The sequence below is a fragment of the Atribacteraceae bacterium genome, assembly GCA_035477455.1.
GTDB lineage: Bacteria > Atribacterota > Atribacteria > Atribacterales > Atribacteraceae > DATIKP01.
This window is the reverse complement of the sequence record DATIKP010000112.1, coordinates 1-20,572: the sequence shown is the minus strand read 5'-3', so window position 1 is coordinate 20,572 and position 20,572 is coordinate 1. Positions and strand designations below refer to the sequence as shown.

General features: G+C 53.2%; 20 protein-coding genes. 19 read left to right on the top strand and 1 reads right to left on the bottom strand.

Annotated elements, in window-relative coordinates; translation table 11 throughout:
- The first annotated feature begins 275 nt into the window (after nucleotides 1-275).
- The 14 genes from VLH40_06955 to VLH40_06890 all read left to right on the top strand — a co-directional run bounded on the left by VLH40_06955 (nucleotide 276) and on the right by VLH40_06890 (nucleotide 14,573).
- On the top strand, nucleotides 276-2,246 hold the full coding sequence (locus VLH40_06955) for a S1 RNA-binding domain-containing protein (protein ID HSV31743.1): 1,971 nt from the start codon (nucleotides 276-278) through the stop codon (nucleotides 2,244-2,246).
- 166 nt (nucleotides 2,247-2,412) lie between these two features.
- Nucleotides 2,413-5,025, top strand: coding sequence for an alanine--tRNA ligase (gene alaS / locus VLH40_06950; GenBank protein ID HSV31742.1), 2,613 nt, complete (start codon nucleotides 2,413-2,415; stop codon nucleotides 5,023-5,025).
- Nucleotides 5,022-5,441: a Holliday junction resolvase RuvX gene (gene ruvX / locus VLH40_06945; GenBank protein ID HSV31741.1), complete on the top strand. Its 420-nt coding sequence runs from the start codon at nucleotides 5,022-5,024 to the stop codon at nucleotides 5,439-5,441. The genes alaS and ruvX overlap by 4 nt, the downstream gene beginning before the upstream one ends.
- Nucleotides 5,438-6,421 carry an endolytic transglycosylase MltG gene (gene mltG / locus VLH40_06940; protein HSV31740.1) on the top strand — a complete coding sequence of 328 codons (984 nt, stop codon included), beginning with the start codon at nucleotides 5,438-5,440 and terminating at the stop codon, nucleotides 6,419-6,421. The genes ruvX and mltG overlap by 4 nt, the downstream gene beginning before the upstream one ends.
- Nucleotides 6,418-6,933: a YqeG family HAD IIIA-type phosphatase gene (locus tag VLH40_06935; GenBank protein HSV31739.1), complete on the top strand. Its 516-nt coding sequence runs from the start codon at nucleotides 6,418-6,420 to the stop codon at nucleotides 6,931-6,933. The genes mltG and VLH40_06935 overlap by 4 nt, the downstream gene beginning before the upstream one ends.
- Complete coding sequence (gene aroE, locus VLH40_06930; GenBank protein ID HSV31738.1) at nucleotides 6,930-7,766, top strand: shikimate dehydrogenase; 837 nt, start codon at nucleotides 6,930-6,932, stop codon at nucleotides 7,764-7,766. The genes VLH40_06935 and aroE overlap by 4 nt, the downstream gene beginning before the upstream one ends.
- A gap of 136 nt (nucleotides 7,767-7,902) precedes the next feature.
- Nucleotides 7,903-9,609 carry an ATPase, T2SS/T4P/T4SS family gene (locus tag VLH40_06925; GenBank protein ID HSV31737.1) on the top strand — a complete coding sequence of 569 codons (1,707 nt, stop codon included), beginning with the start codon at nucleotides 7,903-7,905 and terminating at the stop codon, nucleotides 9,607-9,609.
- 210 nt (nucleotides 9,610-9,819) lie between these two features.
- Entirely contained in the window at nucleotides 9,820-10,884 is a 1,065-nt protein-coding gene (locus tag VLH40_06920; GenBank protein ID HSV31736.1) for a type IV pilus twitching motility protein PilT, read from the top strand.
- Nucleotides 10,884-12,104, top strand: coding sequence for a type II secretion system F family protein (locus VLH40_06915; GenBank protein ID HSV31735.1), 1,221 nt, complete (start codon nucleotides 10,884-10,886; stop codon nucleotides 12,102-12,104). The genes VLH40_06920 and VLH40_06915 overlap by 1 nt, the downstream gene beginning before the upstream one ends.
- A 127-nt stretch (nucleotides 12,105-12,231) precedes the next feature.
- Nucleotides 12,232-12,726, top strand: a complete 495-nt coding sequence (locus tag VLH40_06910) for a type II secretion system protein (GenBank protein HSV31734.1) — start codon at nucleotides 12,232-12,234, stop codon at nucleotides 12,724-12,726.
- 148 nt (nucleotides 12,727-12,874) lie between these two features.
- Nucleotides 12,875-13,336, top strand: a complete 462-nt coding sequence (locus VLH40_06905) for an A24 family peptidase (protein ID HSV31733.1) — start codon at nucleotides 12,875-12,877, stop codon at nucleotides 13,334-13,336.
- A 176-nt stretch (nucleotides 13,337-13,512) separates the two neighbouring features.
- The gene (locus VLH40_06900; GenBank protein ID HSV31732.1) at nucleotides 13,513-13,935 is read left to right on the top strand and encodes a GspH/FimT family protein; all 423 of its coding nucleotides are present in this window, start codon (nucleotides 13,513-13,515) and stop codon (nucleotides 13,933-13,935) included.
- Entirely contained in the window at nucleotides 13,919-14,293 is a 375-nt protein-coding gene (locus VLH40_06895; GenBank protein ID HSV31731.1) for a hypothetical protein, read from the top strand. The genes VLH40_06900 and VLH40_06895 overlap by 17 nt, the downstream gene beginning before the upstream one ends.
- Complete coding sequence (locus VLH40_06890; GenBank protein HSV31730.1) at nucleotides 14,286-14,573, top strand: hypothetical protein; 288 nt, start codon at nucleotides 14,286-14,288, stop codon at nucleotides 14,571-14,573. The genes VLH40_06895 and VLH40_06890 overlap by 8 nt, the downstream gene beginning before the upstream one ends.
- A 149-nt stretch (nucleotides 14,574-14,722) precedes the next feature.
- Here the strand turns inward: VLH40_06890 and VLH40_06885 are convergent, their stop codons facing one another.
- On the bottom strand, nucleotides 14,723-15,766 hold the full coding sequence (locus VLH40_06885; GenBank protein ID HSV31729.1) for a hypothetical protein: 1,044 nt from the start codon (nucleotides 15,764-15,766) through the stop codon (nucleotides 14,723-14,725).
- An 85-nt stretch (nucleotides 15,767-15,851) separates the two neighbouring features.
- On the opposite strand from VLH40_06885, the gene VLH40_06880 reads away from it, so the two are divergent.
- From VLH40_06880 to VLH40_06860, 5 genes are all read left to right on the top strand, one after another.
- Nucleotides 15,852-16,073 (top strand): helix-turn-helix domain-containing protein, encoded by a 222-nt coding sequence (locus VLH40_06880; protein HSV31728.1) that lies wholly within the window; start codon nucleotides 15,852-15,854, stop codon nucleotides 16,071-16,073.
- 469 nt (nucleotides 16,074-16,542) lie between these two features.
- A complete protein-coding gene (locus VLH40_06875; GenBank protein ID HSV31727.1) occupies nucleotides 16,543-18,639 on the top strand; it encodes a hypothetical protein in 2,097 nt (698 codons plus the stop codon).
- Nucleotides 18,640-19,059: a hypothetical protein gene (locus tag VLH40_06870; protein HSV31726.1), complete on the top strand. Its 420-nt coding sequence runs from the start codon at nucleotides 18,640-18,642 to the stop codon at nucleotides 19,057-19,059.
- A gap of 397 nt (nucleotides 19,060-19,456) precedes the next feature.
- Entirely contained in the window at nucleotides 19,457-20,296 is an 840-nt protein-coding gene (locus VLH40_06865) for a hypothetical protein (GenBank protein ID HSV31725.1), read from the top strand.
- Nucleotides 20,293-20,572, top strand: a 280-nt coding sequence (locus tag VLH40_06860; protein HSV31724.1) for a cold shock domain-containing protein, incomplete at its 3' end; no start/stop codon positions are given. The genes VLH40_06865 and VLH40_06860, both read left to right, overlap by 4 nt.

The window sequence follows — 20,572 nt, the reverse complement described above, 5'->3', positions numbered from 1 at the left end:
TTCCGGAAGGCAGACACGGCCCGTCAGTTTTTTTCACGGCAGAAAACGGGCGAATTGAAAAGGAATACAGAATATGCTATAGTAGCAGTATATCATGATGGGTATTGTGACCCTGCCTTGCCGGTGATGTCAAAAGGAAGCTTTGACCCAACACTCCTGTCCAGGGAACCTGGCTCCTGGTAAACTATGGTTTACCAGGGTGGGTACCCATCATATTTGAGGACCAGGATCAAAGCAACTGACACACCGCACAGGCGGGGTCGCTCTTTGTGATAATGGAGATTGTGGAGGAAGGAGTGCTTGGTGTGGAAGAAAATAACAATATGGATCTGCTGCACGAAAACCTGGAGAGTATGAGATCGCTCAGACCCGGTGACCTCACCAAGGGCAAGGTCATCAACAAGGGAGACGAAGGGTATTTCGTCAATATCAATTACAAAGCGGAAGGAATCTTGCCCCTGAAAGAAAAAGCCCTGGGACGCGAGGGCGAAATAGAAAACGACCTTAAAGAGGGAGACGAAGTCTGGGTCACGGTAAGCCGACAGGACGACCAGGGATATATGTGGCTATCGCGAGAAAGAGCCCGCTATCGGGGAGCGTGGATCGACATTGAAGAGAGCATGAGTAACAACAAAACACTCATGGCCAAGGTCAAGAAAAAGGTCAAAGGCGGACTTACCGTCGATGTCGGTATCAACGCGTTTCTTCCAGCCTCCTGCCTTGATCTTACCCCGCAAAACGTCGATGACTTTGTGGGACAGACGATCCCGGTACGCGTCATCGAAGCGGACCGGAAAACAAAGAACGTTGTAGTTTCTCGCAAGATTATCCTGGAAGAAGAACTACATAAACTGCGCAGTAAAACCATCGAATCCCTGGAAATCGACCAGATCAAAAGGGGAACCGTTAAAAATGTCACGAACTTCGGGGCCTTTGTCGACTTGGGAGGCATTGACGGTCTCCTGCATATCTCGGAGATCTCCTGGGGCCGGACAGTCAAAATGGATGATGTATTGACCAAGGGTGACCAAATTGAAGTAAAGATTATTGGCTGGAACTCGGAAAAACAGGAAATTTCCCTGAGCCTGAAAAGACTTACGCCCGACCCTTGGGAGGCCATCGGCGAAAAAATGCAGGTGGGAGACATCGTCAGCGGGAAAGTGGTTTCCGTGAAAGATTTCGGTATTTTCCTGGAAATCGAAGAAGGCGTGGAAGGGTTGATCCATATTTCCGATATTTCCTGGGGATACGTGAAGCACCCCCGGGAGGCGGTAAAAATCGGAGATATCGTCCAGGCCCGGGTTCTGGAAATCGACAAAGGGAAGCAACGACTCTCGCTCGGTTTGAAGCAAGTGATTCCCGACCCCTGGGATAACCAGAAAGATAATTTTTCCATCAATTCGATCGTCCGGGTGAAAGTGACCCGCATCAACCCCAAGGGAGCGATGGTGGAGCTCGAAGAAGGTGTTGAGGGGCGGATTCCTTTGGAAGAGCTCTCCTGGAAAAGAGTGAGCAAAGTCAGTGAAGTGCTCCGTCGCAACCAGGTTGTTGAAGGAAAGATCATCGACGTGGACCCGGAAAACCGCCAGGTGACGATCAGTCTTAAGCAAGTCCGGGAAAATCCTTGGGTCAGCGTACGTCACCAATGGAGAGTTGGTGATGTGGTCCAGGGAACGATTCAGCGCTTGATGAATTTTGGCGCTTTCGTAGAGCTTGCCCCGGAAGTGGAGGCCCTGCTCCCTCTGTCCGAACTCGACTGGGAATCGGTCAAACATCCCGGCCAGATTCTCAGAAAAAGCCAGGAACTTCCCCTGAAAATAATCGAATTCAACCCGGAGGAGCAGCGGATCGTGGTCAGTCGCAAATCCTTGTTACCGGATCCATGGTCTTCGGTTAAAGCAAAATATCCGGTCGGAACTGTTCACGAGGGGAAGGTCGTCCGACTGGTCGATTTCGGTGCTTTTGTAGAACTCGAAGAAGGCTGGGACGGATTGGTGCATATTTCTGAAATAGCCGACCGCCGGATCAACTCACCAGCCGAGGTTCTCGAAGAAGGACAGACTATCAAGGTGGCCATTATCAAGCTCGACGATGAGGATCGCAAAATCGGCTTGAGCATCAAACAAGCCGAAGTGATCGATGGAGAAAAAACTCGGAAAGAAACGCCGACCCAGAATGGAAGAATTACCCTGGGTGACGTTATTGGTGAAAAACTGAGCAATATCCTGAATAACTTCAATAAATAGAGAAGAGCGACTTCGAACAAATTGGACGGTGACCCTTTTTGTGCCCGTGCCCTTGATAGGGGGGCTGCCGGGTTTACCGATTAAGTAAGTGAAGCTTTCGACCACCTCCCGACGTACCGGGGAATAGCCGGATGGTGAAGGGCGTGGTCGTTCCTGAGGGTAATATATGACCAGCAGCCAACTGCGAAGCCGTTTCCTTGAGTTTTTTCAAAAAAAGGATCACCGCCTGATTCCCAGTACTTCGTTGATCCCCGACGATCCGACGATTTTTCTGACCATCGCCGGAATGGTTCAGTTTAAACCGATTTTCCTGGGAAAAGTCAAACCGGTGGTCCGACGGGCCTGCACTGCCCAGAAATGTCTGCGGGTAAACGATATCGAAAAAGTCGGCTTTACCGCCCGGCATCATACCTTTTTCGAGATGCTCGGGAATTTTTCCTTTGGTGATTACTTTAAAGAGGAAGCCTGTCGCTGGGCCTGGGAGTTTTTAACCGAGGATATCGAGCTACCGGCCGACCGGCTATGGACTTCTGTCCATCATCAGGATCGCGAAGCGTACGATATCTGGAAGACTGTCGTGAGAGTTCCGGAATCCCGGATCATTTTTCTGGGCGATGAGGACAATTTTTGGTCCTCCGGCCCGGTCGGTCCCTGTGGATACTGCTCGGAGATTTATTTCGATAATGGATCAGAGCGGGGGTGCGGTAGCGCGGAATGTCGGCCGGGTTGTGAATGTGACCGGTATCTGGAAATCTGGAATCTGGTTTTCATGCAGTTTGACCGGAAGGGTGATGGCGCCCTCGAAGAACTTCCCAATAAAAATATCGATACCGGAATGGGGCTCGAACGTATCGCTTCGGTGGTTCAGGCAACAGCGAGCAGTTTCGAGACGGACCTCTTTTTTCCGGTGATCGCTGAGTTGGAAAAAGTTAGCGGGATCCACTACCGGGATGATCCGTTTCGCCCCCATTTCCGGATTATCGCCGATCACATCCGGAGCATTGCCTTTTTAATCGCCGATGGGATCTTCCCGGCGAACGAGGGAAGAGGTTATATCCTCCGGCGCCTGATCCGCCGGGCCTACCGATCCGGAAAAAAACTCTCGATTGATCGTCCCTTTCTTTTTGAACTCGTCTCTTGCGTGGCCTCCTCCCTGGGAGAGAATTACCCAGAGCTACTGGAACACAGTGAATTGATTTCCCAGTTGACGTTCCAGGAAGAGAACCGGTTTGCCGAAACGCTGCGTTCCGGTCTCAACATTCTTGATAAGGCCATAAGCGATGCCAAGCAAAAGGGGGAATTGTCGATTTCCGGCGCCGAAGTGTTCCGACTCCACGATACCTACGGTTTTCCGGTGGAGGTCAGCAGAGAAATCTTACAGGAGGCGGGAATGTCCTTTGCTGATGACGAATATCGGCAGGAAATGGAATCGCAGAAAAAACAATCCAGGAAAGCACAAGAGGAAAAAATCCGCGATCTGAAAGACCAAAAAAACCTGGAAGAACTATTTGTCGGGCTTTCTTCTGAATTTACCGGATACCACTGCCACGCCCTTGCAACGGTCTGTCGGGCGATAGCCCGACAGACCGAAAGACAGGAGTGGGCCGGGAAGGGTGAAAGGATTATCTGTGTACTGGAAAAAACGCCTTTTTATCCAGAACAGGGCGGTCAGGAATCGGACCGGGGAATCCTGTGCTGCGAGGGGGGAGGGCGAGTCAGGATCGATCAAGTGCTCCCCGGGCCAAAGGGCCTCATCCTCCACCTCGGCGAGGTAGAAGAGGGGAGCATCGCTCCCGGAATGCGCGTACTTGCCTGCATCGATTCCCGCAGAAGGCGCCTGTTGGAAATTCATCATACTGCGACTCATCTCCTTCATCGTGCCTTACGGGCCACTCTGGGGGAAACAGTCAAGCAAGCCGGGTCCTGGGTTGGAGAAACGGGACTGCGTTTCGACTTCACCCACCTTACACCGATGGAAGCCGATGAACTCGAGCGGGTGGAAAAAATGGTCAACGAAGCGATCTTTTCCGATCTACCGATCCGGGTGTCGTATTCGACCCTGAAAGCGGTTCGGAATACGGACGTGCTTGCCCTGTTCGACGAAAAATACGAAGAAATTGTTCGTATTGTTCGGGTGGAAGGCTGCTCCGCGGAACTGTGTGGCGGTACTCATCTTGACAGAACCTCTCAAGCCGGCTTGTTCACAATAACCTCTGAATTCAGCATCGGATCCGGACTGCGCCGGATCGAAGCGATGGCCGGATCCCCTGCCTTCGCCGTGCTGGAAAAAGGGTTCCGGATCAACAAAGCACTCAGGCAGTTGTCCCAGGTCGACCCTGACCAATTTTCGGCCCTCTTTTCCACCCTGCAGGAAGAAAACCGACGTCTAAAAAAGGATTTGCTGGAAACGAAAGTCGCTCTAGCCATCCGTGCGGTCCTGGACCATCTTCCGACCGATTCCGCAAAGAAGCCGACGATGATTAGTCACCTTTTCGACGAGGATATCGATCAGGAAACCATGAAACAGGTCCTCGACGCCCTTCGGAAAAAGACCTCTCCTGCCGTCGTCGTGCTGGGTGCACGATCGGCGGAGCAGGTATCCGGTTTGGTCGCTGACCTGGGCTCTTCCGAGGTGGTCAATGTCAGCACGCTTCTGCGCGATGCTTTGAAGATCACCGGCGGAAAAGGGGGAGGAAAACCACACCTCGCTCAATACGGAGGATTGCCCGCCCGGCAATGGGACACCCTGTTACAGGAAATAGGAGTACGCCTTTCGTGATCACTACCCGGATGATGGCCTTGGATCTGGGGACCAAACGGATCGGGGTGGCCCTCAACCGAGGGACGGCCCTTGCCTTTCCTTTCTCGGTTATCGAGCACCGGAGCGAAGAAACTACCATTCGGGCCATACTTGATATTGCTCGGGACAACCAGGTGGAGCGAATCCTCTTGGGCCTCCCGCTCCGACTCAGCTATTTGGCCAAACAAGAAGCACACAATGTCTTGCGTTTCCAAAAAAAATTGCAGAATCTGTTTTCGGGAGAGATTATCGTGTTTGACGAACGACTAACGACCAAGGAAGCGGAAAGAAGGCTACTCGAACTGGACCTGAGGCGTGATAAACGAAAAAAGGTCATTGACCAGATGGCCGCCAGCATCCTCCTCCAGACTTACCTTGACCGAGCCGGGGCATGAAACCGAAGCACGTTTTGGCCTTATCTTTCGCCTGGCTCCTGTGCATGGCGGGCTGGCTCGCGTTCTATCACGAACCGGACGGGGTTACCGACCGGCGGGAAGTGGTGATTGTGCCCGGTACCTCAAACCGGGACATCGCCCGTCTTTTGCGGGCACGGGGGATTTTGCCAACCCCTGAGCTATTCCTTCTCTACCTTGCCCTCAGCGGACAGAGGACGCTTCAAGCCGGGCGGTATTTTTTTCGGGGAAACGAATCGGTCAAAACCCTGGTAGATGCCTTAACCCATGGAAAAACCGGAATGCAACGGATCACTTTTCCGGAAGGATTGACCTCCCAACAAATGGCCGACCTACTTGAACAACACGAGATTGCCAACCAGGGCGAGTATCTCGCCCTGGTTGCCGATCCGGCTCGTTTTTCCCGTCCTTGGCTCGCTGGTGTCCGGACCCTGGAAGGATTTCTCTTTCCGGATACTTACTACTTTGTACCTTACAGCGGAGCGGAAACAGTCATCAATACCCAACTCGACCGGTTTGAGTCCCTTTTTTTGGAGGAATACCGGACGGGGAACGCTTCACTCTCTCTTTCCGAAACGGTCATTCTGGCTTCGATCGTCGAGAAGGAAACCAAATGGAGCCAGGAAAGGCCATTAGTCGCTTCAGTCTTTCTCAACCGGCTGGACCGGAACATGCGGCTTCAATCCTGTGCGACGGTGGTGTTTGCCCTGAAACGGGAGCGGGGAATCAACCGGGACACCTTAACGCTGGCTGACCTGAACATAGAATCGCCCTTTAACACTTACCGGGTAACCGGACTCCCACCGGAACCCATCGCCAACCCGGGCTTGGCCTCACTGCAGGCCGTTCTCCACCCCGTTCCTTCTGACTATCTGTTCTTCGTCCTGAACAACGACGGCCGGCACTACTTTTCCCGGACCTATGAGGAACATCTCGCAAATCGGGAGGCAGCCCGCCCATGAGCAGATTCTGGGAACGTTTCTTCCCCAGCCTCTTTGTCCAGGAAATCAGCGAAATTCCCCTGGACTTACTTTGGAATTCCGGCATACGGGGTCTGATCCTGGACCTGGATAACACCATCGTGGCCTGGAACGGTTACAATCTCCCTCCCGAAACCGACCTGTGGCTGAAGAAAGCCAAGGACCAGAGCTTTTTGTTTTATATCGTTTCCAACTCCCTGACCGGCCGGGTGAAACATTTTTCTCAGGTTTTAGGCATTCCCTGTATTCCCCTGGCTCTCAAGCCCCGCCGGGTTAATTTCCGCAAAGCGATTCAAGCCATGGCCCTTGACCCTGTCCAGGTCGCGGTGATCGGTGATCAGATATTTACTGATGTGTGGGGAGGGAACCGTATGGGCATCTTCACCATACTGGTCTTTCCCGTAAACAAGAAAGAGAATGTACATGTCCGCTTGATCCGGAACCTGGAGCGATTGGTATTAAAAAGATTTCGTAAAAGGGGACAGCGGTCGTGATCTCTGGCCAGACCCGTCTTTTGGCCCTGATCGGCCACCCCATCGTCCATTCGCTTTCCCCGGCTTTTCAGAACGCCGCTCTCGAGGAGATGGCCCTTCCTTTTGTCTATATGGCCTTCGACGTACCTTCTGAACATCTTGCGGCATCGGTCGCTGGATTACGGGCGCTGGGCGCCGCCGGATTCAACGTTACCGTTCCGCACAAGGAAAAGGTAATCCCGTACCTCGACCACCTGGATATAACCACAACCGTATTACAGGCGGTCAATACCGTCGTGATCCGGGAGGGGAAGCTCGTTGGTTATAATACGGATGTGGAAGGACTTAAAGTCACCCTCCAAAAAACCAACTACACACCTGGGGAACCGGTATGCCTGTTGGGCGCCGGTGGTGCCGCCCGGGCCGTCCTGTACGCGTTGATCCATCTGAGTGGCGGCCCCGTCACCGTCTTCAATCGGAACCGTGATCGCGCCGAATCTTTGCGCGATTGGGTGCGGGCCTCCCTGAACCGTGAGATTACGATCGAATCCTGGGAATCGTTTGTGGAGGGGAAGAGCGCTTTTCTGGACAAAACCAGGGTTTTGATTAACGCAACATCCCTGGGCCTTGCGGACGAACTTCCGCCAATTCCCTGGGATGCTCTGTCACAGTGTCACTCGATCATCGACACGGTCTACCGCCGGGACGATACCCCTCTGGTCCGGGAAGCCCGCAAGCGTGGCTTCTTGGCCTGCGATGGAAAAACGATGCTCATCGGACAGGGCGCGGCGAGCTTTACTCTGTTTACCGGTTGGCGGGCTCCGGTCGAACTCATGGAAAGAGCCCTGCTGTAAGGTGCCGGGCCGACCCAAGGGGGTGACCTCTGAACCCCTCCCTCTTGCCATGCTGTCTGAAATCAAGTATTGTATCGATAAGAAAAAATATGCCTATACGGTACTCCTAAGACGGATCAAAAGGAAACCGTTCGTGATGAAAAGAAATATTCTCAATTCCAATCGGCTGGGCGAAGTACTCCTGGCCAAGGGAAAAGTTACCCCTGAACAAATCCGGGAGGCAATCGAGGAACAGGGCCGCTCCCATCTCCGGCTGGGCGATATCCTTAGAAAAAAGGGTCTGATCACCGAAAAAGACCTTTCCCAGGCCTTGGCCGACCAGGACGGAACGCCCTTCATCGACCTGGACAATTACGTCATTGACCCCAAGGTTGTGGTCAAGCTCTCGGAGAAGTTCTGTCGAGAACACACCGTTGTTCCGGTGGCGGAAGAGGGAGGGTCGATCATTCTGGCCATGGCTAACCCGGTGGATATCGTCGCCATCGACCGGACCCGCCTGATGACCAAGATGGAAGTGCGCCCTTATGTCGCCACGCGGGAAGATATCAACCGGATCATCAACGCCTATTATGGAGCGGGGGAATCGGTCAACGAAGTTTTAAGGGAAGCCGAAGATGAGGTTTCCCTCTTTCTTCTGGATGAAGGCGAAGAAATTAAAGTCGATAAGCTTAAAGCCATCAGCGAAGAAGCACCGATCGTCCGGGTGGTGAACATGGTCATCCTTCAGGCGGTCCGTAGCGGAGCGAGCGACATCCATATCGAACCCCAGGAGACGAAAGTCAAGATCCGTTACCGGATCGATGGAATCCTGCAGGACTCAACCACTACTTCGGTACGGATCCATCCGGCCCTGGCCTCCCGGATCAAAATCCTCTCCCGAATGAATATCGCCGAACGGCGTCTGCCCCAGGACGGCCGCTTTCAAGTGACGGTCGACAACCGGAGCATCGATTTCCGGGTTTCTTCCCTCCCCACCATTTTTGGGGAAAAGATCGTTATGCGGATTCTCGACAAATCCAGCCTGCTCCTGGATCTCGACCGGCTGGGATTCGAAGACCAGGACCTGGAGGTTTTTTACCGCATGATCCAACATCCCTATGGGATGGTTCTCTTGACCGGGCCCACCGGAAGTGGGAAGACGACCACCCTGTATTCCGCCCTCAATTTCATAAACAAGCCGATTCTGAACATCTTAACCATCGAAGATCCAGTGGAGTACCGGCTGGAAGGGATCAACCAGGTCCAGGTTAAACCTAAAATCGGGTTGTCCTTCGCCAACACCCTGCGTTCGATCATGCGCCAGGACCCGGACGTGATCATGATCGGAGAGATCCGGGACCAGGAAACAGCCGAAATCGCCATCCATGCCGCTCTGACCGGGCACCTGGTTTACTCGACTTTGCATACCAATACCGCTGCCGGAGCGATAGTCAGACTTCAGGAGATGGGAGTTCCCCCCTATCTCATATCATCATCCCTCGTCGGAGTGGTCGCTCAGCGACTGGTTCGAAGAATTTGCGAACACTGCAAGATCGAGACGCCAGCTATGGGGTCGGTCGCCAGGGAGTTGAGCGGGGGAACGCAAGACATCGTGACCATCTATCGGGGAAAGGGATGCAGCCGCTGCAGCACGACCGGTTACCGGGGAAGGACCTCTATTTGCGAAGTTTTCTCCATGACTGATTCTCTCCGGAAACTGGTGCTCGCCCTGGCCACTGAGAAAGCCCTTACCGAGGAGGCCCGGAAGAATGGCATGGCCACTCTCCGGGAGAGTGCCCTGAAAAAGGTTTTGGCCGGTGCCACCACCCTCGAAGAAGTTTACCGGGTCACTACTCACTTGTAAAAGCCGGTAGAAAGGCAGAAGATTAGAAGAATGATTTTGCAGCAAAATTATTTATTGCAGTAGAATCAAGAATACATGTGGAAGCGATATCCCGGGCAGAATCAGTGAAACCGCAGTTAAGTTGGCAACCTATTTCATCTTTCCCGGGTATGAAGTGGTTCCCGACAATTCCAGTTCTAGCCTCTGACAGGCAGGAGGAGATGTTCACCGGTGATTAATATTAAAATGTTTTTGACCGAGCTCCAGGAGAAAAGGGCTTCGGATCTCCATCTGACTGTCGGACTGCCCCCCACCATGCGGATCGACGGGAAACTCATTCCGTCCAAAGTGCCGAATTTGAGCCAGGAAGACACGAAAGCCATCGCCCGTTCCATCGTTAGCGAAGAGCAGTGGGGAAAGTTCCAGGAAACGCATGAACTGGATCTTTCCCTGGGAATTCCCCAGGTGGGACGGTTCCGGGTGAATATCTACTACCAGCGGGGATCGATCGGTCTGGCGATACGGGCTCTGAGCTACAACATTCCTACTATGGAGGAACTCCATTTACCGACCGAGATCCTCCAGAAACTCGCCTTGCTTCCTCGGGGACTGATCCTGGCCACCGGGCCCACCGGAAGCGGGAAGTCCACGTCATTGGCCTCGATGATCGACTACATCAACAGCAACCGTTCCTGCCATATTGTCACCATTGAAGACCCCATCGAATATGTGCACTCCCATAAACAGTCCATCATCAACCAGCGGGAAGTGGGAGAAGATACCCATTCCTTCGAAAGCGCTCTGGTCCATGTCCTGCGCCAGGATCCCGATGTCATCCTGGTCGGGGAGATGCGTAACCTGGAAACCGTCGCCATCGCCCTGACCGCCGCGGAAACCGGTCACCTGGTTTTAGCCACGCTCCACACCAACAACGCCCCGCAGACCGTAGACCGGATCATCGATATTTTCCCGCCCCACCACCAGCAACAGATCCGCATACAGCTTTCCGCTTGCCTCCAGGGTATCGTCAGCCAACAGCTCATCCCCAGGAGCGATACCCGGGGAAGGATCCCGGCCATTGAAATCTTGCTGGCTAACAATGCGGTGTGCAATCTGATCCGGGAAGGGAAAAGCCATCAACTCTACAGCGTCATGCAGTCCTCCCTGGCCGAAGGGATGCTGACCATGGACTGGGCTCTGTTTGATCTCTACAAAAAAGGGATGGTGAATTGGGAAGAGGCTTTCAGCCGCTCTATCTATCCCAAGGAATTCAGCCGCTGGAGGAGCCGGGTCTGATGAGCACCTTCACCTACCGGGTCCGGGACACCGCCGGACGGATCAGTGAGGGAACTATCGATGCGCTAAACGAGAGGGAAGCGGCCGTCTCTTTACGGGAACGGGGATTTTTCATTACCGCGATCGCCGAGGAAAAACCCTCCGTGCTAAAACGGGAGATAAGTTTCCTCTCCCATTCCAAAAAAGTGAGCCTGCAGGACCTGGCCATGTTCGCCCGGAGCGTCAGCACCATGCTGGAAGCCGGCGTACCTCTGATCACGGCTCTGGAGGGCATAGCCCGCCAGACAGGGCATGCGGGCTTTTCCCAAACCATCAAAAGCATAGCCCGCCGGATCGAAAACGGATTGTCCTTGTCCCTGGCCCTTGCCGAATATCCAAAAATCTTCAACCGGGTGTTTCTGGGCATGGTCCAGTCGGGGGAGGCGGGAGGAAATATTGACTGGGCGCTCACTCGGCTGGCCGACTACCTGGAATGGGAAAAAGACCTCCGGGATAAGGTCCAGTCGGCCACCTATTATCCGGTTATCCTGGTCGTGGCTATGATCGCGGCCTCCCTTTTCATGGTCTATTTCGTCTTTCCCCAGTTCGTGGTCCTTTTTGAAGGATTCAATATCGACCTTCCTTTGCCCACCGTTCTTTTGCTCAGCGGTATGCAGTTCGTCAACCGTCACTGGTACGCGATCTACGGCGGTTTGTTCGGTTCAGCGGGAACCTTCTACTGGTACGTCAATACGGAAAAGGGCAGGGGATGGTGGGATCGGCGGCGAAACCGCCTTCCCCTCTTCGGAGAGTTGTTTCAAAAACTGGTGATTTCCCGTTTCTGCTGGATCATGAACGGCTTACTCAAAAGCGGCATGCCTATGGTTCAGTCCCTCGAGGTGGTATCCTCAGCGGTCGGCGACTATTACCTGCGGGACATCTGCCTGGAAGTTGCCGAAAAGATCCGCCAGGGCCGCAACCTCTCCCAGAGCATCAATGAATACCCGTTTTTCCCCTCGATCGTCTCCCAGATGATCAACGTCGGCGAAGAATCAGGAAACCTGGAAATGGTCATGGGCAAAATCACCGAACTCTACGACAAGGAAATCGGTATTTTTGTCGGCCGCCTCTCCACGATCATCGAACCGGTTCTTACCGTGATCATCGGAGTCGGAGTATTTTTACTCGCTCTGGCCTTTTTCCTGCCCATCTTCGAAATGGCCGCGGGAGGGATAGAATAGGAGGCGCTATAGCAAAGCTTTATCTGTTTGAGCAAAACGTCAATTGAGGAATTTCGGAGCTAAAGCTTTCCGTACTTCTGCCGATAGTTTATACTGAGAAACCATATTAATTCAGGAGGTGGCCGATATGTGGTTTATAATCCGCAAGTGGCAACAACGGAAAGGTGAAGAAGGCTTCACCCTGATCGAAATGATTATTGTGGTGGCGATTTTAGGATTCCTATTGGCAATCGCGATACCGCGGTATACCGCGGTCCGGGCAAACGCAGCCATGCGTGCGAGCCAGGCCAATGCCAGAAATATCGCGAATGCAATTGAGGTCTGGATGACCGAAAACAATGAAACGACTCCACCAAGTGCCGTTGCCATTAATACAGGCACTGGGATAACACCCCCAACACCTGTATTAATACCTTATATCCCTATTGCACCAAGAACTCCTGGTGGAGAAAATTATCTATACGCCCTTGTCGATGGAACCTCGTATTTTATTTGGGATCCTGCTTATCAAGCGGGGGGGGCTCTACCAAATTGGTATGTTCAGGATGGGGGCTTGGTGGTTGAAGCGGAGTTACCTGGTGTAGGAGAAGGAGCAGAACTTACTTGGGGCCCAACGCCCTGACCCCATAACTTCATCCCTGATCATTTATTAATCGACAAACTTTGGCTGAACTATGTGGCTTTCGAGACTTATAAATAGAACATAGAATACCGGAAGCCACATAGTTTACCTATACCAAATCTTTTTTTCCGGGGAACCTTGAGTCGCCATGTTACCTGTGATTTTTTCAGTCTTTTTCGCCCTGACCCTTATCTATATTTCCCTCTACGACCTCAAATACTTCCGCATCCCCGACTGGACGGTGGGGGTGGTGGGAGCGTTGGGTTTGTTTCGCCTGATTTTCCCGGGCTTTTCCCTGACCCATCTTTATGGCGCGGTGGCTGGATTCACTTTCCTGTTCATTCTTCACCTCTTTTTCCCCCGGGGGATGGGATTCGGCGACGTGAAGCTGGCCGGAGCCATCGGATTGTTCCTGGGGCTTTCCTGGACGGTCCTGGCCATTCTTCTTTCGTTTCTGAGCGGAGCGGTGGTGGGTATTCTCCTGATCGCTCTCCGGAAAAAGACGCTGAAAGATGCCGTTCCCTTCGGCCCTTTTCTCGCCCTGGGAGCGGTGGTGGCTTTGTTTTTCGGCGAGAGTATTATACGCTGGTATCTGAACCTGTGGTGGTGAGTGGCCGGCCGGGGACTGACTGGTGCGCGGCGAGGCCGCGTTTCGCAATAGCGGAGCTGCGCGCATCAACCTAGCGGCTGCCGGTATATAGATACGCTATGACCTATCGATATATCAGGACACGCGCCACATTCTCGGAAAAAACTGCCGTTCCCGGATATTTCCAGGAATCCGGCATGACTTTACTTGAGCTGCTTGTCGTTGTGGCGGTTATGGGCTTATTGGGACTCATCAGCATACCGTCCTTACGCAGCCTGCAGGTGTCCCTGCTCAACCGGGTGGCCGCCCGGCAGGTGGCTTCCCAGGTCAGATCGGCCAAAGCGGAGGCCTTACGCCGGGGAGAGCCGGTCCGGGTGACGTTTGATACCTTCCACAACCGGATCATTTACAGAATAGGCACTGCTCCATCATCTGCTCATCCTCTTCCTGCGACGGTCGACCTCTATCACACCAACTTTCCGGCCAACCGACTCTTTTTCCATCCCACTGGGACCCCCACTAGCGGCGGGACTGTGACGTTACGGACCGGCGGTAAATTGCTTTATGTGATCATCGTGCCGGTCACGGGGAGGGTGAGAATCAGTGTTTCGCCGCCCTGACCGGGATACCGGGATGACCTTTATCGGGGTCATCGCAGGCGGGATGATCCTTTCGATGATGACCTTGCTTTGCTGGCACTGGCTGGGAGCGTCCGAGCGGGTTTTCCGACAATCGGAACTCCGGACGCAGGCGATTCTGTCGGCCAGCGTGCTTTTAGACGAAATCAAGGAGGCGGGAGATCTTGCAGAAGGCGTGTTTACCCATCCCCAACCGGATGGGTCACTGGTTCTGGTATCGAAGGTCAAAAGACAGGGGCCTGATTTCCACCATATTAAGGTTACGGCGTACTCCGGGGACGGGCAAGAACTCCTTACTTTCGAAACTCTGGTCCTGCAAGCGGGGCGCAACCATGATTGAGATGCTGTTCGCCATGATTATTTTGAGTGTCTTGCTTCCCACGGCCTTAGTGGTCCTTGTCCGGCAGGGATGGCATATAAAGCGGTACACCACCGCGGCGGAACTCAATGAAACGGCGATTTTCGCGAGCTCGGAAATTCGTACCTTGATCAAGACCGCTGTCGTCGATAGGATTTCCGCCTGCGGTAAAAGGATCACTCTTCTTTTCGGGAAGAACCAGGTGGAAGTCTATCCCAAAAATCGGAGCCTCTTGGTCAAACAGCGCGAGATTGCCGTTTAACCCTGTTTAGTCTGGTTCAGAAAACCCTTATATTACGGCACTTTTTGGCCTTCTGGTTGACATAATACTGCTGTATTTTTAGCCTGGTTTAATGTTTTTTTGTTGTGTAGTGTGTAAATAGTGTGTATTTTTTGTACCTGGAAGGCGGCCTACGGGCCGTTCTTTTTTTGCGCCGGTTGTGTTCTATCCTCATCTAAAACCCTTCTTTTCGCCATCAACCCGTCACGGCAAAAGTTTCGATAATGCGTATATGTCCATTGTGGGTATTGTTCGTTCCATTTTTGCATGGATCCCTGCCAGGACAAACCTTCCTTTTTCGCGGTAAAGATGGCAAGGGCGCTGGCCTTCGGAGTTAGCGGCTTGATGTGGCGGTTGCCAAGCAGACGTTTCCTTATTTTGCTGTATTCCTTGGCGAGGGCTTGCGGCGACATACGAACATCAACGGTTAAACTGACCGGCAGCGGTAGCCCTTTAAGTTGTGTCTGTGGCCACCCATACCGCACCGCGGGGATCAGGGGCGTGCGCCCGGTAAGAACAAAGTCAACCGCTTGCGGAAGCTTCCAGAAACCCTCATTAGTTAAAAAATTTGCAACGTCTGCAAGCCTTTTTAGTTTGTCCGTGCCATTAGAGAAAAACAGAAGGGCGTTACCGGAAACACCTTCTTGGATGAAGGGGACAGAAGCACTTTCCCTGCTATCTTCATAGAAGTTGTCAAATGCTGGATCAGTTATGGCGCCTACAAGCCCTTTAAGGTTGTGCGTGACGACCGGGTAAGATCCTGGGGCGATCTCTCTTTTATCAGCCTGCGAAAACAGCCAGGACAGGGCCTGATCGGGGGTAAGCAGCACACCGCCCAAAACTTCCCGGCGAAAAGCTTTGACGTAAGGGAGTCTACTTCTTCCGGCGGCGAGTACTTCTGAAAACGTGATATCTTTTGTGTCACTTGCCTCTTCCTTCCTTTCTGGAAACGAAAACTTCCCGCCAGCGGCCTGCTGGCCAGCCTGGTAGATGGCTTCGTTTTTCTGATATGCGACCCTAAACCCTTTTAAAGATAGAAACCCTTGGATAAATTCGTCAACGTATTTTTCTCTACAAAGTCTTTCCCAAATTACCGGCACGACTGGCCGGCCAAGGACGGCTTCAATGGCCAGCTTTGCTTCTTCGGGCGTGTGTGGACCTCGTTTTGCCATCATGTATCCTCTTTCCCTGTAGCGAATGTTGATACGATACAATTATACCAGAATGAATTGGCAAACTCAAGAAAAAGGAGGAGAGAAAATGACAGACTTGCGGAAAGCAAAAATGGAAGCGGCAGTCTACAACATACCCGAAGTTGCGGCGCTATTGGACGTGAACCTGATTCGGGCGTATGAATTGGCCCGGCAGCATGGTTTTCCGTCAATTCGCATATCGGAAAAACGGATCGTCGTTCCGCGCGCGGCCTTTCATCGGTGGTTGGAGACGGCGGCTCACGATCGGGGGAATTATTCTGGCTCGTGATCGCAAAAAAAAACCCGGCTCTGCCGGCCGGGGTGAGGGGGGCATTAAATTTGTCAACTAATTTTAGCGCATTTCGGGAAATTAAACGATCAACGGACTGCCAGACCCTGGGGCGGGAACTTGGTTTGGATATCAACGCATCCGGCATGGTGCGCTGCCCGAATCCGGGACACGCTGACACGGAACCTTCCTGCAAAATCTACCGGGATGGCGCGTTTTGCTTTGGTTGCGGGTGGCGCGGGAGCGCAATCGATCTGACGATGCTGATTTGTAATGTTGACCTGATGACCGCGACAAGATGGATAGCGGCACGTGCAGGCCTGTCTTTCCCTTCCGCCAATACCGGTGACACAGTGACAAACCGCCGGCCGATGACCGGAAACCCCAGTGGAATAAAGGGTTCCAGACTTTCAAGTTTTGACACCCGTTTGACACCCCCAGTGTCAAAAGACGCGAGGGGGTGTCAAAAATGATGGGTTTGACGCTTGAAGATCTGGCAGCTGCAAAAAAGTTGCCGGTGGAATTTCTACGCGACCTTGGGCTGCAAACTGTCAAACTACAGGGCGGTCAGGCCGTCAGAGTCCCTTACCTTACACCCGCCGGTGAAGAATTGGCGGTTCGTTACCGGCTGGCGCTGAATGGCGGAGCACGCTTTCGATGGCGCAAGGGGGACAAAACCACCCTGTATGGCCTGCAACGAATTGACCACGCGCGATCCGCCGGTTATGTACTGCTGGTGGAGGGGGAATCAGACTGTTGGAGCGCGTGGTTCCATGACGTTCCCGCATTGGGGATCCCTGGCAAGACGATATGGAAAACTGGCTGGGAGGCGGCGGTAGACGGCTTACAACCATACCTTTGGTGTGAGCCGGGCGCATTCGACCTGGTGGAGCGCGTGGCCAAAACCGCAAAAAACTTGCGCGTTATTTACGCGCCAGACGGGATCAAGGACCTTTCGGAATTACATTTATCTGGGAAACCGTTCGCGGATGAACTGGAGCGGTTGAGAGGCGGGGCAGTACTGGCGGCGGAGGAAATTGCGGGGTTGCGAGGGGCCAATATTGGAGAGTTGGAGGAGACGGCCAAGGATCGCGGGCGGCAGAGAAACGCGAAACAAAAACAGGACGAGCCGGAAACCCGGCAGACGAGTTTCCTCACGGCGGGGGACATTCTTTATGAGCAGATACACAACGACGGCAAAAGCGCATTTTTAGCCTATAGCTCACGAACCGGAGAGGCGGAAACGGTTCCGCTTTTAGCGCTATCTGACGAAATTGTTGAGCCAATTAACAGCGAGGACGTAACCCTTGGCGCGGTGAGGTTGCCGTCTGGCGTTGCGGAGTACGGAGACACCTTAAGCCTGCTGGCCGAAATTGAGGCGCATGTATACCGGTATTTGGACGTTTCGCCGTCATATTTGAAGTTTGCGGCATACTATGTCCTACTGTCCTGGCTGTATGACCGGTTTCATACTCTGCCTTATTTGCGGGCGCTGGGAGATACCGGTTGTGGGAAGTCGCGGTTCCTGGACGTGATAGGCGGGCTTTGCTACAAGTCCATAACCGCCAGCGGCTGCGTTACGCCAGCGCCGATATACCGGATGCTTCGAAAATGGGGCGGGACGTTGGTGCTGGATGAGGCGGACATGAGGAATTCGGATGAATATAATGAGGTCATCACGATCTTGAATTGTGGCTTCGAAAAGGGTAGGCCGGTTATCCGGGCAACAAAGGACAATCCTGACAAGATTCAAATTCTGCCGGTATACGGACCGAAGGTATTCGCCACGAGGCGGCGATTCCAGGATGCAGCGTTGGAAGCGAGGTGCTTGACGGAAATAATGGTTGAGACGAACCGGGACGATATCGAAGCGGTGCTGGGCCGGAGGTTCTTCGCTGATCAGTGCGAGCTGCGCAACAAGTTACTACTGTTTAGGCTTCAAAACTATCAAAAGGTAGACCCTGAAGCCGGGGCAAGACTTAATTTGGGGAACATCGAGCCTCGGCTTAAGCAGGTCAGCGTTTCTTTCCTTTCCCTGTTTGCCCGGGAAGAAGATGTACTATCAAGTTACCAGCAGTTCATCCAGGGCCATCAGCGCGAACTTATTGAGCAGCGATCAGCAACGAAAACCGGCCAAGTGGTGGAGGCGCTGCTTAAACTCTCTGGTAACAAGGTAACGACGGTAACAACCATAACGGGAGACAACGTCATGAATGTTACCTGTGGCAATATTGCAGAACAGGTAGAAATGAAACCGCAGGCCGTTGGACAGATACTGAAAGCCTTGGGGCTAAAAACAAAACTTGTCAAGATAGAAGGAATGGCGCAGCGCCGCATTGTTTACGACAAAGCGAAGTTTGGCAAGTTAAAGAAGCGCTATGTTTTGGACGAGGAAAACGAGGAGGAAGGGGAAACCGCAGGGAGTACCCTTACGCTTGTTACCCTCGTTACCCATGTTACCGATGAGGCGCAAACTTCTCCTTCGGACGACACTTCGGACGATAAAGAAAAAGTATCAAAACCTGACGAGGCCGACGACCTTTGCCTTTGGAAGGGTGAGATTTAAATGCAAACTGTTCTGGAACTGCAGCGTCTCGGCTTCCGTCTTTGGCTGGATGGTACCAACATAAAATACGAACACCGAGGAACGGCCAAGCCGGATGCCGCCACAATTAAACCACTGGTGGCCGAGTTGAAGGCCAACAAGGCCGAAGCCGTGAAGTACCTCAGTGTTGAGGACGGCGAACGGCAGTTGGCCAGTCATGGCTGGTGCGCCATGGCGTCCGGGGTGCTTGGTGAAACAGTTATCCTGGTGCGGGACGAGGGTGTTCTGGTGCCGGATCGGTACCGTGACGCTGTTCGCTACACACTGGACGAGTTGACGACACTAACCACCAGTCCCAAGGTCAGTGTAGAGGGTTTGAGGTGGATCCATGAGGTGAAAAAAGTCTTCACCGGCGCTACAGTCTCAAAAGGGGGAACCTGAAATGACGATCGAGAAGAGGCCGCCGGCCTGTCCTTTTTGCGACACGGTAATGGCGTTGCACAGCAAATACAAATTCTGGAAATGCTTTTCCTGCGGTGGTGAGTGGTGGCCGCGGGACGCGGATGAGGTCATTTCACTATTATGGGAAAACGAGGCCGACTACATACATAGTGATCTAAGGTTTGGCGGCGCAAAGACACAAAAAGGGGCGGAAGGGAAATGGCGAAAGAAAACAAGTCCGTCATAAGAGCGTCCTTGATCCCGGTGGTATGCAGGCGCTGCGGGAAGGTAATTACCCACGCCCTGCCGGGCAGCGCGGCTTGGTGTCGGCGGTGTAAGCGGTGGGCGGGTGGTGAAGATCAGAAAAAAAGAAAGCCGCGTGAGGAGGCGATGCACAGTGCGCGACAAGACAATAAAGTTAATTGAAGCGGCTGCAGAAGTGCTGCGGGAACATAACCCGATGACCTTGCGACAGGTTTATTATCAATTGGTGGCTAAGCATGTCATAGATAATAACCGCGCTGAATATCAGCGGCTATCCGGTGCACTCGTTAAAGCCAGACAAGACGAGCTAATTCCTTGGGACTGGATTGAGGACAGAGGCCGGCTGCCGAGGACGGTGAACATGTGGTGCGACTTGTCGGACTTTATGAACACGGTACGTCATGCGTACAGAAAAGACATTTGGGAAAGTCAACCACAATATGTTGAAGTCTGGCTGGAGAAGGATGCGCTGTCCGGCATATTCTCAGACATTACCGGGGAATACGGCGTTACGCTGGCGGTAGGACGCGGTTATAATTCCTGGAGCGCATACCATGACGCGGCAGAGCGGTTTAATGGACACAAAGAACAAGGCCGGGACGGAGTGATCCTGTACTTCGGCGACTTCGATCCCAGCGGCGAGGACATTTTCCGAGCCATAGGGGACAGCCTGGACTTTTTCGGGACTTGTCCAACAATAGAAAAAGTGGCGCTGACCATGCAGGACGTTCGGGACCATAACCTGCCGCCGGACTTCACGAAAACCACAGACAGCCGCAGCAAGGCTCACGTTGCCAAACACGGGGATATAGCCGTTGAGCTGGATGCCTTGCCGCTGCCGGTGCTGCAGGAGAAGATCCGGGAAGCGATTGAGGGGAGTTTAGACAAGTCACGGTTCGTTGCCGCGCGGGAAATTGAGCGGCAGGAGACATTACAGCTGGCGGATTTAATTGAAGGGAGGCGAAAAAAATGAACACCCACTATGAGCACAGTGAAAACAAAACCCGGGCGGCCAAGCGGGAAACTGCGGTTCCGGGCGCACGGGCGATCATGCAGGGGCGCATCAGAACCTGGTTCGTAGATAAAAGCTATGGGTTCGTTCGAGGCCAGGATGGCGGGGACTACTTCTTCCACGTCACCGACCTAAAACGTCAAGACAAACAGCCACTGGAGGGGCAGGGAGTTTCCTTCGAGGTCCTGCAAACCGCACGCGGACTGCGGGCGGCAAATGTGGAATTGGTCGGCGAAT

Excerpts from the sequence above, each read along its gene's own strand:
- VLH40_06935 (HSV31739.1), top strand. The coding sequence starts at position 6,418 with ATGAGCAGATTCTGGGAACGTTTCTTCCCCAGCCTCTTTGTCCAGGAA.
- VLH40_06915 (HSV31735.1), top strand. The coding sequence starts at position 10,884 with ATGAGCACCTTCACCTACCGGGTCCGGGACACCGCCGGACGGATCAGT.
- VLH40_06870 (HSV31726.1), top strand. The coding sequence starts at position 18,640 with ATGCAAACTGTTCTGGAACTGCAGCGTCTCGGCTTCCGTCTTTGGCTG.
- VLH40_06885 (HSV31729.1), bottom strand. The coding sequence starts at position 15,766 with ATGATGGCAAAACGAGGTCCACACACGCCCGAAGAAGCAAAGCTGGCC.
- VLH40_06880 (HSV31728.1), top strand. The coding sequence starts at position 15,852 with ATGACAGACTTGCGGAAAGCAAAAATGGAAGCGGCAGTCTACAACATA.
- VLH40_06890 (HSV31730.1), top strand. The coding sequence starts at position 14,286 with ATGATTGAGATGCTGTTCGCCATGATTATTTTGAGTGTCTTGCTTCCC.
- VLH40_06875 (HSV31727.1), top strand. The coding sequence starts at position 16,543 with ATGATGGGTTTGACGCTTGAAGATCTGGCAGCTGCAAAAAAGTTGCCG.
- VLH40_06925 (HSV31737.1), top strand. The coding sequence starts at position 7,903 with ATGAAAAGAAATATTCTCAATTCCAATCGGCTGGGCGAAGTACTCCTG.
- VLH40_06955 (HSV31743.1), top strand. The coding sequence starts at position 276 with ATGGAGATTGTGGAGGAAGGAGTGCTTGGTGTGGAAGAAAATAACAAT.
- mltG (HSV31740.1), top strand. The coding sequence starts at position 5,438 with ATGAAACCGAAGCACGTTTTGGCCTTATCTTTCGCCTGGCTCCTGTGC.
- alaS (HSV31742.1), top strand. The coding sequence starts at position 2,413 with ATGACCAGCAGCCAACTGCGAAGCCGTTTCCTTGAGTTTTTTCAAAAA.
- VLH40_06900 (HSV31732.1), top strand. The coding sequence starts at position 13,513 with ATGACTTTACTTGAGCTGCTTGTCGTTGTGGCGGTTATGGGCTTATTG.
- VLH40_06905 (HSV31733.1), top strand. The coding sequence starts at position 12,875 with ATGTTACCTGTGATTTTTTCAGTCTTTTTCGCCCTGACCCTTATCTAT.
- VLH40_06910 (HSV31734.1), top strand. The coding sequence starts at position 12,232 with ATGTGGTTTATAATCCGCAAGTGGCAACAACGGAAAGGTGAAGAAGGC.